The organism is Marinibacterium profundimaris, from assembly GCF_002210095.1.
Taxonomy (GTDB): Bacteria; Pseudomonadota; Alphaproteobacteria; order Rhodobacterales; family Rhodobacteraceae; genus Marinibacterium; species Marinibacterium profundimaris.
The window spans coordinates 81,473-94,011 of sequence record NZ_AQQR01000005.1 but is presented as its reverse complement, the minus strand read 5'-3'; the positions used below and the strand labels follow the sequence as shown (position 1 = coordinate 94,011).

Annotated in this window: 11 protein-coding genes; 1 reads left to right on the top strand and 10 read right to left on the bottom strand. The window is 65.9% G+C overall.

Annotation, left to right across the window (positions count from 1 at the left end; translation table 11 throughout):
- Window positions 1-218 precede the first annotated feature (218 nt).
- Window positions 219-3,716, top strand: a complete 3,498-nt coding sequence (locus tag ATO3_RS14170; protein WP_088650527.1) for a CHASE domain-containing protein — start codon at window positions 219-221, stop codon at window positions 3,714-3,716.
- Between the two features lie 189 nt (window positions 3,717-3,905).
- On the opposite strand, the gene hemA is transcribed toward ATO3_RS14170, so the two are convergent.
- From hemA to soxX, 10 genes are all read right to left on the bottom strand, one after another.
- Complete coding sequence (hemA, locus tag ATO3_RS14165) at window positions 3,906-5,135, bottom strand: 5-aminolevulinate synthase (protein WP_088650526.1); 1,230 nt, start codon at window positions 5,133-5,135, stop codon at window positions 3,906-3,908.
- Complete coding sequence (locus ATO3_RS14160; RefSeq protein ID WP_088650525.1) at window positions 5,132-5,557, bottom strand: DUF302 domain-containing protein; 426 nt, start codon at window positions 5,555-5,557, stop codon at window positions 5,132-5,134. Before ATO3_RS14160 ends, hemA begins: the two co-directional genes overlap by 4 nt.
- A gap of 133 nt (window positions 5,558-5,690) precedes the next feature.
- Window positions 5,691-6,731, bottom strand: coding sequence for a c-type cytochrome (locus ATO3_RS14155; protein ID WP_088650524.1), 1,041 nt, complete (start codon window positions 6,729-6,731; stop codon window positions 5,691-5,693).
- Window positions 6,715-7,983 (bottom strand): sulfite dehydrogenase, encoded by a 1,269-nt coding sequence (soxC, locus tag ATO3_RS14150; protein WP_088650523.1) that lies wholly within the window; start codon window positions 7,981-7,983, stop codon window positions 6,715-6,717. The genes ATO3_RS14155 and soxC overlap by 17 nt, the downstream gene beginning before the upstream one ends.
- Before the next feature lie 30 nt (window positions 7,984-8,013).
- On the bottom strand, window positions 8,014-8,454 hold the full coding sequence (locus tag ATO3_RS14145; protein ID WP_233152149.1) for a DsrE family protein: 441 nt from the start codon (window positions 8,452-8,454) through the stop codon (window positions 8,014-8,016).
- Between the two features lie 29 nt (window positions 8,455-8,483).
- Complete coding sequence (soxB, locus tag ATO3_RS14140) at window positions 8,484-10,181, bottom strand: thiosulfohydrolase SoxB (RefSeq protein ID WP_088650522.1); 1,698 nt, start codon at window positions 10,179-10,181, stop codon at window positions 8,484-8,486.
- Between the two features lie 106 nt (window positions 10,182-10,287).
- A complete protein-coding gene (gene soxA / locus ATO3_RS14135) occupies window positions 10,288-11,145 on the bottom strand; it encodes a sulfur oxidation c-type cytochrome SoxA (RefSeq protein ID WP_088650521.1) in 858 nt (285 codons plus the stop codon).
- 60 nt (window positions 11,146-11,205) lie between these two features.
- On the bottom strand, window positions 11,206-11,535 hold the full coding sequence (soxZ, locus tag ATO3_RS14130) for a thiosulfate oxidation carrier complex protein SoxZ (RefSeq protein ID WP_088650520.1): 330 nt from the start codon (window positions 11,533-11,535) through the stop codon (window positions 11,206-11,208).
- A gap of 16 nt (window positions 11,536-11,551) precedes the next feature.
- Complete coding sequence (soxY, locus tag ATO3_RS14125) at window positions 11,552-11,968, bottom strand: thiosulfate oxidation carrier protein SoxY (RefSeq protein ID WP_088650519.1); 417 nt, start codon at window positions 11,966-11,968, stop codon at window positions 11,552-11,554.
- 22 nt (window positions 11,969-11,990) lie between these two features.
- On the bottom strand, window positions 11,991-12,467 hold the full coding sequence (gene soxX, locus ATO3_RS14120) for a sulfur oxidation c-type cytochrome SoxX (protein ID WP_088650518.1): 477 nt from the start codon (window positions 12,465-12,467) through the stop codon (window positions 11,991-11,993).
- Window positions 12,468-12,539: the final 72 nt, after the last annotated feature.

Sequence of the window (12,539 nt, the reverse complement as noted above, 5' to 3'; positions counted from 1 at the left end):
GCCACCCGATGAGCCCGTGCCGCAGGAAGACTTCGCTTTCCGCGGCAGCCAATCACTCGTCAAACCCTTATACATTCTTGTCAAATCTACGAAAAAGCCGATAATGGGTCAAACATCAAACGCTACGGAAATCGGACTGTCGGCCGTTTTCCGCATCAGTGCCCGCAGCTTTTGCGGCTTGACATCCGCCCGGCAACTGACAAGGCCCCCTCGCCGCAATGCACGCCACAGATGACAGCCGGAGTGCCGGCAAACCGCGCAGCTGGCTCGCCCGCGGAGCCGTCATTCTGACCCTTGCGCTGGTCAATGCCGCCGCCGGACTTCTGGGCCTGCAGCTGGCCGTGCCGCCGGGCTTCGCCACCATCATCTGGCCACCCTCCGGCATCGCCATCGCGGCGCTGCTGGTGTTCGGCGCGCCGGTCTGGCCGGGCGTCTTCCTCGGCTCGCTGGCGGTGAACCTCTACATCGGCGGCGCCGTCTCTTCCGACGGGATCGTCTGGCCGGCCGTTTGGGTGGCCGGCGCGATCGCCTCGGGCTCGACCCTGCAGGCGGTGCTGGCCCGGGCGCTGCTGATCATGCGATTCGGCCGCCTGCTGGAGCTGCGCACCTGGATCGAGCTTGTCGTCGCGATGATCATCGCCGGCCCGCTCTGCAGCCTTGTGGCGGCCAGCATCGGCACCGGCACGCTGATGCTTACTGGCGTCGTGGCGCTGCCAGATGCCGCCCACAACTGGCTGGTCTGGTGGTTCGGCGACACCTTCGGCGTGATCGTCTTCCTGCCGCTGGCCCTTCTGGCCCCCGGCATCGCCGCGCCGATCCGCTTCCGCGATGCGACCGTGCGCGGCTTCAACGCGCTCTCGGTCCTGAGCGTCGTGTTGCCGCTGGGCATCAGCTTCTACAGCTACGTCCTGCTGTCCAACGTCCACCACGACCGGGCGGTTTCGGATTTCAACAAGCTGACCGACGACAACCTCTTCGCGCTGCAGTTCCGCTTTGCCAAGTACGAACAGGCTCTGGACGCGGGCGTGGCGCTGTTCCGCGGCTCCGACAGGGTCACGCTGGAGGAATGGGAGGACTACTTCGACACCGCCCGCCTGACCGAGAACCTGCCCGGCATCAACGGCATGGGCCTGATCGAATACGTGCCTCCCGGCGAAGAGGACGCTTTTCTCGAACGGGCCCGGCAGGACGGCGCCGGCGCGATCGAGATCAAGGGCGAAGGGCCAGAGACCTTCGTCATCAAGTACATATTGCCGGTCGAGCCCAACCGCGAGGCCGTCGGCCTGAACATCGCCTTCGAGGACAGCCGCTACCAGGCGGCAACGCGATCGGCGGAAACCGGGCAGGCCGCGATCACCAACCGGATCGCCCTGGTCCAGGACAAGACCCAAAGCGCCGGCTTTCTCATCATGAAGCCGATCTACGCCGAGGGCGCCCCGCTTGCCACCGCCGAGGACCGGCGCGCCGCGATCGAGGGCTGGGTCTATGCGCCGCTGGTCTCGCACCGCTTCCTGAGCGATCTGACGCAGCGCCAGGGCGTCGATTTCGAACTGTACGTCCACGACGGATCCGAACCTGCCCGCGAAACGCTGATCTTCTCTACCGCCGACCCTGACGACACGGGCGCCCCCGAAGAAACCCGCGTGTCCGACCGCGACCCGCGGTTCCGCACCGTGCAGACCATCGAGACCCTCGGCGTGCCCTGGACCCTGGTGTGGGAAAGCCTGCCGGATTTCGAACGGCGCCACCGCACCGAATTGCCCTTCCTGCTTCTCGGGATCGGGCTTGTCGTGTCGGGCCTTTCGGGGTCGCTGATCATGTCCTACGTGCGCCGCGAAGACGCGGTGACCCGCCAGGTCCAGGCGCAGACCCTCGTCATCGCCGCCCGCGAGCGCCTGTCGCAGTCGCTGCTGGACACCTCGGAAGGGATCATCCTGCTGGTGGATGGCGACGGCGTCATCCGCCGCGCCAATACCTATGCCACCAACCTGTTCAGCCCGGAGGAGACTTCTACGGGCTTGTCGGGGCGCAGGCTCGACGACATCATGCCCGGCTTCGACGCCGACCGGCTGGCCGCCTTCGCCTCCGGAGAACCCTCGGCCAAGGACAGCCCCGACACGTTCAGCACCCTGCGTATCGACAGCGCCCGGGGATCGCGGCTGTTCAACGTCCGCGTCACCGCCTGGACGGACCAGGACAACGCGCAGCGCTTCAGCGTGCTGGGCGACGACGTGACCCTGCAGCATGAACAGGCCCGCGCGCTGGAGGTGATCAACCGGCGCTGGACCACCGCGCTGGCCGGCAGCGGCATCGGCGTCTTCGACGTGGATCTGGAAACGAATACCTCGATCGTGAACGACACCTGGTGGCACATCCTGGGGCTGGATCCCTCGGACCGGGACCCGCAGTCGATCTTCATGTCCCATGTCCATCCCGACGACCTCGGACGGATGCTGCAGAACGACAGGGATTGCATCGAGGGCAGGACGTCGCTGTCCAACACCGAGATCCGTGTGCGCCACAGCGACGGCCAGTGGCGCTGGCTGCATTCCAACGCGACGGTCTTCACCAACGGCACGGACAGCGGGCGTCCGTCGCGCCATCTGATCGGAACGCAGCAGGACATCACCGCCCTGAAGACCGCGGAAGCGGAGCTGCAGGAAAGCCTGGAAACCTTCCGTATCGCACATGCCGGCGCGCCCGTGGGCATCGCCCTGCTGGACGAGACCGGCCGGTTCTCGCGCGTGAACGAGGCGCTCTGCCGCCTCGCCCGCCGCGACGAGGCGCAATTGCTGTCCAACTTCCGCGAAGAGCTGGCCATCCCCGAGGACCGCGGCATCATCGACGAGACCATGGCCGCGGGTCTGGCCGGCGATTCCGAGGGGGCGACGCGGGAGTGGCGCATGGCCCGACCCAACGGCGACCATGTCTGGGTGCGCAGCTCGATCGCTCTCGTGCGCTCCAGCGACGGGGAACGGCGGCTGTGGGTCGAGTGCTTCGAGGATATCGACGCCGCGCGCCAGATCGACCAGATGAAGACCGAGTTCATCTCGACCGTCAGCCACGAATTGCGCACGCCGCTGACGGCCATCCGCGGCGCCCTCGGCCTGATCACGGCGCTGGCAAAGCATCAGCTGGACACCAAGCCGGCCCACCTTCTGGACATCGCCTCGCGCAATTGCGAGCAGCTGATCCACCTGGTCAACGACATCCTCGACATGGAAAAGCTGGCCTCGGGCAAGATGGACATGGCGCTGGAACGCCGGGAGCTTGATGCGCTGATCGGCGAGAGCATCGAGGCCAATGCCACTTACGCCACCGAGCGCGAGATCACGACCGTGGCCGACCTGGGCTGCGATGGGGCCATGGTCGAGGTCGACGCGGTGCGCTTCCAGCAGGTGATGTCGAACCTGCTGTCGAACGCGGTGAAGTTCTCGGAACGCAGCAGCGCGATCACGGTCCGCAGCCGGCCGGTCGGCGCGGACATGATCCGGATCGAGGTCATCGACACCGGCCCGGGTATCCCCGCCGACATGCAGGAGGCAATCTTTGACCGGTTCAAGCAGATCCGCCGCGCCGAGATGGAGAAACAGAAGGGCACGGGCCTTGGGCTCTACATCTCGCGGATGATGACCGGCGCGATGAAGGGCACGATCGGCGTGGACAGCACACCCGGAGAAGGCTCTACCTTCTGGCTGGAATTCCCGCGGGCATGATCCGACGCGAGGGCCGCACGTGGCCGCTGCGCGTCGCCCCCGAGATGGGTCTTGCGCCAGGTCAGTATCCCTGTGGTCGGACGAAAGCCCGTCGTCATTGCCGACGCTCTGTGCAGAGGGCGCCGGCTCCGGGAGCCAACGGCAGCACAAGGGATACAGTCGCCACAGGTTGCCGCCAGGCCGGCGGGCCTACTGCGCCGCCATCGGCAGCCGCGCCAGCTGACACTGCGCCCAGAGATCGCCCAGCGCATTCACCAGCGCCTCCACCTCCTTCGGCCCGTGCAGCGGCGACGGCGTGATCCGAAGCCGCTCGGTCCCCCGGGGTACGGTGGGATAGTTGATCGGCTGGATATAGATCCCGTGATCGCGCAGCAGCAGGTCGGAGATATAGCGGCACTTCAGCGGATCGCCGACGATCACGGGGATGATGTGGCTGAGGTTCGGCAGATGCGGGATACCGATGACATCGAGCCTCGCCCGCACCTCTGCGACCACGGCCCGATGCGCCTCGCGCTCCGCCGCGCTTACCTTCAGATGCGCGATCGAGGCCCGCGCCCCCGCCACCACTGCCGGCGGCAGCGCTGTGGTGAAGATGAAACCGCTGGCGAAGCTGCGAATGAAATCGCAGAGCGCCGCCGAAGCCGCGATATAGCCGCCGACCACGCCATAGGCCTTGCCCAGCGTGCCCTCGATCACCGTCAGCCGATGCGCCAGCCCCTGGCGTTCCGCGATGCCGCCGCCGCGCGGACCGTAAAGTCCCACCGCGTGAACCTCGTCCAGGTAGGTCATGGCACCGTAGCGGTCGGCCAGGTCGCAGATTTCGGCGATGGGGGCGATGTCGCCGTCCATGGAATAGACGCTCTCGAAGGCGATCATCTTCGGCACATCGGCGGGCAGCGTTTGCAGCTTGACCTCCAGGTCGGCGAGGTCGTTGTGCTTCCAGACAAGGCATTTGGCCCGGGAATGCCGGATCCCCTCGATCATCGAGGCGTGGTTCAGCGCATCCGACAGCACCACCATCCCCGGCACCTTCGCCGCCAGCGTCCCCAGAGCCGCCCAGTTGGACACGTAGCCGGAGGTGAACAACAGCGCCGCCTCCTTGCCGTGCAGGTCGGCCAGCTCCGCCTCGAGCAGCACGTGTTCATGGGTGGTGCCCGAGATGTTCCGCGTGCCGCCCGCCCCCGCGCCGTAGCGGTCGAGCGCGCGATGCATCGCCTCCAGCACCGCCGGGTGCTGGCCCATGCCGAGGTAGTCGTTCGAGCACCAGATGGTGACGTCCCGCTCCTGTCCCGCGACATGCTGGGTCGCCGCGGGAAACCCGCCGCGATGGCGCCGGAGATCGGCGAAGACACGGTAATCGCCATCCGCCTTCAGCCGGTCGAGCGCGCCGGCGAAATACCCGTCGAAATCGAAACTCATTGGCCGGCGGCATCCGCGATGATCGTGTCGAGCAGGTCCGCGACCGCCTCCATGGGGCCGACCGGATAGGTGCTCCGGCCGATCATCACGCCGTCCGCGTCCTCGGCGACGAAAATGCCGTAGGGACAATGCGCGATGTTCATCGGGTCGGCCTCCATCACCTCGCGCGAGACGACGGCCGAGCAGAAGATGAAGATGTCGGCGGCCTTGAAGATCTCGATGTCGCTGCCGACATCGGCACCGGTCCGGTTCAGCATGTCGCCCACGTGGCTGACGTAGTCGATCACCAGCCCCTGGTTCACGATGGCGCTTTCGACGGCAAAGGTCGCGTCTTCGAAGCTTCCTTCGTAGGACGTGGTGACGGCCTCCTCCGCCGCCACCGGCGCCGCGAGCATCATGAGCCCTGCAATCATCCGTTTCATTGGTCTTCCCCCTCCTCATGCCCCTGTCGGGGCGGTGTCATGTCCACCTTCTCCCGCGTCCCGGCGCGTCCCGTCCGGTGGCGGCAGGGAGCCCCGCACCGGACGGGACGCGCCGGGACCGGGCCGCGCCGGATCACTCCGATGCGGCCTGGAGATAGGCCAGGATCGCGGCCATGTCGGCCTCCTTCTTCAGGCCGGCGAAGGCCATCTTCGTCCCCTTCATGAAGTCGCGCGGCTTGGCGAGATATTCGGTGATGCTGACCTCGTCCCAGGTGCGGCCCTGGTCATGGGCGGCGACGAAGCCCTTGGAATACTTGAAATCCTCGACCGAACCCATGACCCGCCCGACCACGCCGTTCAGCTGTGGGCCGGACTTGTTCCGGGCGCCTTCGCCGATCTCGTGGCAGGCGGCGCATTTCCTGAAGACCTTCTCGCCCGCCTCGACCAGCGCCGGATCGATCACGGCGACTTCTTCGACCACTTCCTCGGGCTCCGAGGTGTCTTGGGTCACGGCGGCTTCGGTCACCTCTTCCGTGCTGCCCTCCTCTTCGGGCGTCACGTCCAGCACGGTGGCGCGCATGGTGATCTCGACGCTGTCCTTGCAGTCTTCCATGCAGGGCTCGGTCCGCCACATCGGGTATTCCGTTTCGGCCCGGTCATCGACGATGAAGCCGTCGGCATTGGGCATCTCGATGTCGAGGAAATTCTCGTTGGTCAGGACGAAATCGTCTTCGACCAGGTAGTTGGAATAGAGGATATAGGCCACGATCGCGTAGACATCGTCGGTCGTCAGGCTCTGCGCATTGCCGTAGGGCATCGACCGGTGGACGTAATCCCAGGTGGTCGACAGGTAGGGCCAGTAGCTGCCCACGGTCTTCACCGGGTCCGCGTCGGCCAGCGTATCCTCGCCGCCCGCCAGTTCCGGCCAGTTGTCGACGCCTTCGGCGAATTCGCCGTGGCAGGCCGCGCAATTGTCGGAAAACAGCATCTCGCCATCCTCGACCGAACCGGAGCCCACGGGCAGCCCCGTGCCGTCGGGCAGCACGTCGACGTTCCAGGCGGCGACCTCTTCGGGCAGAGCCGGGCGGCCGAGGCCCAGCTTGCCGCCTTCGGCCAGCGCGGGTGCCGCGGCCAGCGCCAGGATCAGTGCGACAGAGTTACGATACTTCGACATTTTCGGCCTCCCCGCCGGGCTTGACCCACCAGGTCTGAATGCAATTGTTGTGGTAGATCGAATTCAGCCCGCGCACCTCGCGCAGCTGCGTCTTGGTCGGCTGCACGTAGCCAGTCTCGTCCATGGCGCGGGATTGCAGGAGCATCTCTTCGCCGTCCCACTCGGTGTCCAGGTAGAAGCGCGTCAGCGCCTTGTCGGCCCCGGGAGCTGCCAGCCGCGCGGTTTCCCACGTCTTGCCACCATCCTTCGAGACATCGACCCGCGTGGTCGCCCCGTGACCCGACCAGGCCAGCCCTGTGATCACAAGCGGGCCGGGCCCGTGGGTGATCGGCGATTGCGGCGAGGGCGATGTAATCACGGATTTCGCATCCATCACCCAGGTCCACTTGCGCGAGGTCCCGTCGGCCAGCGTGTCGGTGTATTTCGAGGTCTCCTCGCGGCTTTGCACCGCCATCGGCGTCACCTCGATCCGGCGCAGCCACTTGACCCACATGTTGCCTTCCCAGCCGGGCACGACCAGCCGCACCGGATAGCCATGTTCCTTGCGCAGCGCCTCGCCATTGGCCTTGAAGGCCACCAGCACGTCGTCCAGCGCCTTTTCCATCGGGATCGAGCGGCCGTTGGAGGAAGCATCGGCGCCCTCGACATAGACCCACTTGTCCGCCAGATCCCCGGCCGCATCCAGCCCGGCTTCTTCCAGCAGCAGCCGCAGCGGCACGCCGGAATACTCCATGTTGTGGATCATGCCATGGGTGAACTGCGCGCCGTTCAGCTGGGCGCCGGCCCATTCCATGCCGGTATTGGCCGCGCATTCGCAGAAATAGACATGGGTTTCGCGCGGGAAGCGTTCGAGATCCTCGTAAGTGAAGACCAGCGGCGTATCGACGAGCCCGTTGATCATCAGCCGGTAGTCGGGCTTGGCCAGCTCGATAGCACCGGAATGGTGGCGTTCAAAGGCGCAGCCCTGCGGCGTGATCGTGCCGTCCAGCGCGTGGATCGGAGTGAAGTTGATCGAGCTGGTCGCATCCGCCGTCAGCCAGGGCACGTTGCGCCGGATCACGTCGGATTCGAACTCGATCGGCAGGCCGTAGGGCGTGGCATCGACCCCGTCACCAAAGGACTGTGCCCAGGGCTGGATCTCGGTGATCAGGGGATCCGCCGTCTGTGCCCGGGCGCCCCCGGCCGCCACCAGAGCGGCGCTGGTCGCCACGCTGCCTTTCAGGAACTCGCGCCTGCCTCGTCTCGTAACCATCTGTACCTCCTTGCATTCACGTCCCGCCGCTCAGGGCCGGACGTAGCTGTATCCCTGCTCCTGCAGTTCCATCAGCCGCGCCACGCCCGAGGGGACGATGGTGGCCTCGGACAGCAGGGCGATGTCGTGGCCCGCCTTCGCCGACATGGCGGCAAGGGTGTTGCCGCAGGCCGCAAAGGTCAGGTTGTCGTATTGCAGGCCCATGTGTTCGATGCGGTCGCCCATCGGGGTCTTGTCCGCGACGAAAATGTTCATCCCCGGCCCGTAGGCGACGAGCTCGACCGCCACCGTCTCGCCCTGGCTGGCGAAGTAGGAAATGGCGTTTTCGACGTTGTTGAGTGCCATGTTCATGACATGCGGGTCGTTCTCGTCGACATGGATGGCCAGGTAGTGATCCGCCTCCTGCGCGCAGACGGGGCCCGCCATCATGGCCGTTGCCACCGCCAGCCCTGCCAGCATCTGTCTCATCATGTCCTAGCCTCCTCCCTCTGTGACCGGTTTCAGGTTCCGACCACGTCCACGTTGTCCCGCTCGGGGACCGAGACGGTGCCGGCCTTGCGGATATGCGCCTCGACCACGTCCCAGATCGGCGGGCCTTCGGTGCCCTCGTTGACACTGGCCCAGCCGGCGACCCGGTAGCTCTTGGCCGCGTCGGTCTTCTCGCCCGTCTTCAGGAGGGTCATGTCGCTGATCCGGCTGCCCTGCGGCTTGGAGATGTCGATGCGGTAGCCGAGCCCGCCGGTGCGGACCATGTCGCCGCCCTGCTGGTAATAGGGATCGGGGTTGAAGATGTTGTCGGCCACGTCTTCCAGCACGACCTTCAGGAACTCGCCGGTCATCTCGGTGCGATAGGCCTGCGGATAGGTCATCGAGGTGACGTTCCAGATGTCCTCGCGCGTGATCGTCTGGCCGGGCACCAGGCTCGGGCCCCAGCGCACGCCGGGCGACAGCGCGATCTCGGCCTCGCGCTCGGACAGGAGCGCGTCGCAGATCAGGTCGTCCCAGCTGCCGTTGAAATTGCCCCGGCGGTAGAGCAGCGTGTCGGTCACGCCGATCTCTTCCTCCAGCGCGTCCTCGAAGGGCGCGCGCTGTTCGTCGATCAGGGCGACCATGTCGGGATCGGGTGTGATCACATCCGAGAAGATCGGGATCAGCTTGTGCTTGTAGCCCATCATGCGGCCGTCGCGCACGTCCAGGTCCACGCGGCTGACGAACTTGCCGTTGGAGCCGGAGGCGATGACGATCGTGTCGCCAACCACCACCGGTTCGGGCAGCGCATCGTGGGTGTGGCCGGACAGGATCACGTCGATGCCGGTGACAACCGAAGCCATCTTCTTGTCCACGTCGAAGCCGTTGTGCGAGAGCAGGACGACCAGCTCGGCCCCCTGCCCGCGCACCTCGTCGACCATCTCCTGCATGTGTTCGTCGCGGATCCCGAAGGAATATTCCGGAAACATCCAGCCGGGGTTGGCGATGGGCATGTAGGGGAAAGCCTGGCCGATGACGGCGATCTGCGTGCCGCCGCGTTCGAACATCTTGTAGGGCGGGAACAGCTCGGCCGGCTCGTCCCATTCCGCGTCGAAGACGTTCTGGCCCAGCGCGGCGAAGGGCAGCCCCTTGACCAGCTCGTTAACCCGGTCGGAGCCAAGGGTGAATTCCCAGTGAAAGGTCATCGCGTCGGGGGCCAGCGCGTTCATGACGTTGACCATGTCCTGCCCCTCGGTTTGGTAGCAGGTGTAGGACCCGTGCCAGGTGTCGCCGCCATCGAGCAGCAGCGCATCGGGCCGCGCGGCGCGGATCGCCTTGATCACGGTGGCCACGCAGTCCAGCCCGCCGACCTTACCGTAGCCCTGCGCGAGCGAGGCGAAATCGCCCGAGCTCAGCGCGTAGTGGGACGGGCTGCCATCACTGATGCCGTAGAACTTCCGGAAATCGGCGCCGGTGATATGGGGCACCACGCCCTTGTTGCCGCCGACGCCCAGGTTCACCGACGGCTCGCGGAAATAGATCGGCTTCAGCTGGGCGTGGATGTCGGTCACGTGGATGAGCGAGACATTTCCGAAGGTCTCGAATTCAAGGAGCTGGTCCTGTGTCAGGGCCTGCTGGGCCGCCAGCCGGGCCCAGTTGCCGAAGCCCGAGGCACCGGTCAGCGCCGCGGCGGCCATCGAGACCTGCAGGAAATCGCGTCGGGAAATCATGCCAAGGCTTGCCTTTCTGCAAAATCGCCCCTAACGCATTCCAAATTCAGAATACGTCAGAGCAGGAAAACCCCGCACGGGTCCGGCCGCGCGGGGCGAGTTGCGTTCAGTTGCGGACCGAGGGTCCTTCGACCGACAGGCCGTTGCCGCGCGAGGCGACGTAAAGTTCCAGCGCCACGAATTCCGGGCTGCCGGGCTTGAAGGTCTCTGCCCGCGTGTCGCGGATGCAGCCCTGGAAGCGGTTGTGCTGCTGGATCAGCTTGGCCTGTTTCAGCCGGTAGGTCGGAAAGGCGTTGATCTGGCCCTGGCTCAGGTGGTCGGCGCGGATGTAATTGCCGTAGTTCTGTTCGTGGCAATTCGCGCAGGACAGCTCCAGCTGGCCATAGCGCGTGTAATACATCTCCTTGCCCTGCTCCCAGGTGTCGGCCGCCGGGCCGTCGATGGCGACGTTGACCGGCATGCCGCGCGACTGAACCGAGATCAGGGCCTCCATCGCCGTCATGTCGGCACTGGTATAGCCGTAGGGCTCGGCGCCCATCTGGTTCTGGCGACAATCGTTGATCTGCATGGCGAGGGTGCGGACCTCTCCGGCGTCCTCGTTCCACTTCGGATAGACGGCGCGGACGCCGGTCATGCTCTCGGCCGGATCGTCGCCGTGGCAGGCGGCGCAGGACTTGCCTTCGGTGCCCTCCACGGTGCCCCAGCTGTCCATCGCCTGGTCGACGAAGATCATGCCCGGGTTGTCGAAATCATCAAGCTGCAGCGCCTGCGTCTCGTCGGTGCGGAAGCGCCAGCCGGAGTAGATCGTGTCCAGCTCCTCCAGATGCGCGGGCGCGTCGGTTTCGGTCACGATCTCGATGTCGCCGTTGATGACCAGCTCGTCGTCGTCCGGGCCTCCGGCCCAGGCGATCGGCGCCAGCCCGATGAGAGCGATGGAGACGGCCGTCACGGTCCTGATATTCATTGTCTTCCTCCCTTGCGCTGGCGTTGGGGGCCTCCACCCCCGCCGCTGGCAGCCTCCCGTTCAGCCGATTTCGATCGGCTTTGCATCCTCGTAGACAGAGCCATCGTCGTCGTACCAGGTGAACTTGAACTCGCCGGCTTCCGGGACGGTGGCGGCGAATTCGAAATAGGGGTTGGTCGAGATCGCCGGTTCCAGCGTGATGTCGATCACGTTCTCGCCGTTGAAGTCGCAGGTGAAGCGGTTGATGATCGACCGCGGGATCGGGTTGCCGTCCTTGTCCTTGCGCTGACCGCTTTCCATCGGGTGGCTGATCAGGGTCTTGATGGTGATCGCCTCACCCGCCGACGCGGTTTTCGGGACCTTGACGCGGGGTTTCACTCCGGATGCCATGTGTCGCTCTCCTCTCTCAGCCGCCGCAGCCGCCGATGGTGACTTTCACTGTCTTCGCGGCCTGGGCAAAGCTGCCGTCGGCCATCTTCGCCACGGCGATCACGTCCTGCGTGCCGGCCAGGCGGATGCGGGTGGCGGCGCGCTGTTCGGCCGCGAGCGGGCCGAAGTTGAACGTCGCCACGGGCGGTGTCGGGTTGCCGGCGGCCAGCACCATGACCGACACCGCGCCGGGGGCGCTGACCTCGATCGGGACGGTGTTGCCGTTTTCGGCGATCTCGGGGGCGGTCAGGTCGATGCCCGCATCGGCCGTCCCGGCGCCGCCGGTGAATTCGGCGATCAGGTCGTCCACCGCCGCATTGGCGCGGAACGGCAGGACCGTCAGGGCGATGGCGCCCAGTCCGAGGGCCAGCGTGTCGCGTCGTGTCACTTGCATGTGTTTGTCTCCCAGTTTCGGCTCAGCCGTCCTTCAGGGTCTGCAGGAAGGCGATGACGTCCTCGATCTCCTGCGCGGTGAGGATCGGCGGCAGGTCGGCGGGCGCCGCGTCTCCGGTGTAGGCATCGCCGGGCCGGATGAAGCCGCTTGTCTTGTAGAAGGCCGGCATGACCGAGCCTTCGAAGGTCATCTTCGCGTTGGCGACGATGCCGCGCAGTTCGGCGGCGCTGCGGTATTCGCCGACGTAATCCAGCGGCGGGCCGACCTCTCCGTGGAACGGGGCCTCGCTCAGGGCCTCGACCTGGTGACAGGCGATGCAATTGCCCTTCCCGCGCGAGGTCATGATCTCTTTCCCCCGGTCCGGATCGCCCGCGCCATCCGTCAGGGGTTGTTCGATGGCACCGTCCGCGAACGTCACGTCCCCGGGCAACACCGTCTCCGCCGCCGCCACGGTCGCGCAGAGCGCCACCGCCGACGGAATCAACACCGTGATCCTCATGTCTCCTCCCCTTTTGTACCGTTACGCTAGCAAGCTCGACGCCAGGAACGCAACATTAAATTCATTTGTATG

Coding starts and splice junctions, on each gene's coding strand:
- ATO3_RS14170 (WP_088650527.1), top strand. CDS start 219: ATGCACGCCACAGATGACAGCCGGAGTGCCGGCAAACCGCGCAGCTGG.
- hemA (WP_088650526.1), bottom strand. CDS start 5,135: ATGAGTTTCGATTTCGACGGGTATTTCGCCGGCGCGCTCGACCGGCTG.
- ATO3_RS14160 (WP_088650525.1), bottom strand. CDS start 5,557: ATGAAACGGATGATTGCAGGGCTCATGATGCTCGCGGCGCCGGTGGCG.
- ATO3_RS14155 (WP_088650524.1), bottom strand. CDS start 6,731: ATGTCGAAGTATCGTAACTCTGTCGCACTGATCCTGGCGCTGGCCGCG.
- soxC (WP_088650523.1), bottom strand. CDS start 7,983: ATGGTTACGAGACGAGGCAGGCGCGAGTTCCTGAAAGGCAGCGTGGCG.
- ATO3_RS14145 (WP_233152149.1), bottom strand. CDS start 8,454: ATGATGAGACAGATGCTGGCAGGGCTGGCGGTGGCAACGGCCATGATG.
- soxB (WP_088650522.1), bottom strand. CDS start 10,181: ATGATTTCCCGACGCGATTTCCTGCAGGTCTCGATGGCCGCCGCGGCG.
- soxA (WP_088650521.1), bottom strand. CDS start 11,145: ATGAATATCAGGACCGTGACGGCCGTCTCCATCGCTCTCATCGGGCTG.
- soxZ (WP_088650520.1), bottom strand. CDS start 11,535: ATGGCATCCGGAGTGAAACCCCGCGTCAAGGTCCCGAAAACCGCGTCG.
- soxY (WP_088650519.1), bottom strand. CDS start 11,968: ATGCAAGTGACACGACGCGACACGCTGGCCCTCGGACTGGGCGCCATC.
- soxX (WP_088650518.1), bottom strand. CDS start 12,467: ATGAGGATCACGGTGTTGATTCCGTCGGCGGTGGCGCTCTGCGCGACC.